The organism is Candidatus Deferrimicrobiaceae bacterium (assembly GCA_035256765.1).
Lineage (GTDB): Bacteria > Desulfobacterota > Deferrimicrobia > Deferrimicrobiales > Deferrimicrobiaceae > CSP1-8.
This window is the reverse complement of sequence record DATEXR010000008.1, coordinates 1-1,321: the sequence shown is the minus strand read 5'-3', so window position 1 is coordinate 1,321 and position 1,321 is coordinate 1. Positions and strand designations below refer to the sequence as shown.

The 1,321-nt window shown below is 69.0% G+C and carries 1 protein-coding gene; it reads right to left on the bottom strand.

The features are described 5' to 3' along the window. Positions 1-644: magnesium chelatase domain-containing protein (locus VJ307_00205; protein ID HJX72546.1), on the bottom strand; the 644-nt coding region annotated here is incomplete at its 3' end. Positions 645-1,321: the final 677 nt, after the last annotated feature.

Genomic DNA, 1,321 nt, shown 5'->3' with positions numbered 1-1,321 from the left:
GCATGGCCCCCGGCGGCCGCGATCTCCAGGGCCCTTCGCCCCACCGGCTGTCCGACGACATCCCGAAGGTCCGGCCCGCGGGGCTCACCGGCGTCGAGGGGCGCCCCCCCTCGTTTTTCCCGCGGTCGTTGAATTTCCCCGGACAGGGCCGCCGCCGCGTCTCGAAGCGTCTCCGCGGGGATGACCGTCAGGCCGGGCACGAGCGTGGCTTCCTCGTAATTGTCGGACGGGACGATGATCCCGGGAAGCCGGGTCTGCCGCGCGAGGAGGGCCTGGGAAAGGACGCCCCGCACCGGCTTGACGGAACCGTCGAGAGAGAGCTCTCCCCCGACCAGGTAGTTCCCCAGGGCGTCCGCCGGGACAAGCCCCTCCGCGCAAAGGAGGGAAAGAGCGATCGGGAGGTCGAGGAGCGCCCCGTCCTTGCGCAGGTCGGCGGGGGCGAGGTTGATGGTGATCTTGCGTCCCGGGTACGGGAGCCCCGAGTTGCGGATGGCGGCGCGCACCCTGTCCGCGCTCTCGCGAACCGCCCCCCCCGGCAGCCCCACGATCGTGAGGGAGGGAAGTCCTTTCGAAATGTCGGTCTCCACCTCCACGGGAACGGCATCGATCCCCGCGATGGTGGAAGCGAGAACGCGGACGAGCAAACGGCGGCTCCTTTTCGCTACGGTTCGTTCCCGCCAGGCATCGGTGGCGCACGGGAGGAAAACGCAATGCTTCCTGCGGTAACGCAAGGGACGTGCCGCGACTGGCGCCCCTGGCTCGCGGGTCACGCTCCGCCGCTGACTGCATTCCCGGTACCGGGGCCCCTGGCTCGCGGAGGGGTCCACTCGGCTACGCTCGCGACCTTGCGCCCGCTCGCTGCCGGTTCCGCTCGACGCAAGTTCTTCCCTTCAGCGGGACACTCCTCCAACCGCACTACCGACAACCTCCAGGAGTGTCCCCCCGCCTCGTCGACCCCCCCGCATCGCCCCGGGTCCCCGGTCGCAGTAGGAACAGGGACGTTCCTGAGAACTCTTTCCCCCCTGCACCGGTTTCTCTTCCAGGGGATGTTGCGCGGGATCGCCTCCCGGACCGGCAAACCCGTCGTCCTGGGCCCGGAAGCGGTCGGACATTCCCCGCTCCCGATCAAGGCCGTGCCCGCGGGGAAGGACGCGGCATGAGACTGCACGCGCCCAAGGAATCTTTCCCTTCTCACCGACGCGTACGTGAGGAAGGTGGAAAGCGCCCTGCGTTGAGGAGTGTCCCCTCCGAGGCTGCGGAGCAAGACATGCGCCCGTCTGGGGGGACACTCCTCAAGCGCTTAGAATTCCGCGATCTCCCT